General features: G+C 70.1%; 2 pseudogenes. Both read left to right on the top strand.

What is annotated here, in order from left to right:
* Window positions 1–283 (top strand): annotated as a pseudogene (locus HUW62_RS47665) (hypothetical protein); the annotation flags it as partial.
* A pseudogene (locus tag HUW62_RS47660) lies at window positions 280–562 on the top strand (AEC family transporter); the annotation flags it as partial. The pseudogenes HUW62_RS47665 and HUW62_RS47660, both read left to right, overlap by 4 nt.

The raw sequence follows: 562 nt of genomic DNA, 5'->3' as shown, positions 1-562 counted from the left end.
GACAGGACTGGGGCTGGGGTTGATGCCGTGTCTGCAGGGGGACCAGACGCCAGGCTTGCGGCGGGTGTTGCCGCCGGTGGTGGCGCTGCGGCGTGACATCTGGCTGGTGGTCCACGCGGACCTGCAGCAGAACGCGCGGGTGCGGGCGGTGTTGGACTTCCTGGCGGAGCTCATCCAGCGCGAGCGCGCGTTGTTGTCGGGAGGTGGGGTGGTGGTCGGGAAACAGGAGTCACGTTCGCCGCGCGCAGGGCAGCGGCGGCGCGGGAAGGCGCGGGCGTCATGAGTCAGGTCATCGGGTTGTTGGGGACGTGTCTGGTGCTGGGGGTGTTGGCCCGGCGCAGTGGGAAGTTCCCCGAGGGCTCGGCGGGGCCGTTCAACACGTTCGTGCTGTACGTGGCGCTGCCGGCGTTGGTGTTGCGGGTGATGCACCGGCTGGAGTTCGTGCCATCGCTGTTGGTGGCCGCGGTGGTGCCGTGGCTGTACTACCTGGCGGCGGGGCCGTTCTTCCGGTGGCTGGGGCCTCGGTTGGGGTTGGGGAAGGAGTCGGTGGCGGCGCTGGTGT

It is taken from the genome of Myxococcus sp. AM011 (genome assembly GCF_013372595.1).
Taxonomy (GTDB): domain Bacteria; phylum Myxococcota; class Myxococcia; order Myxococcales; family Myxococcaceae; genus Myxococcus; species Myxococcus eversor.
This window is presented reverse-complemented; position numbering and strand designations above follow the sequence as displayed.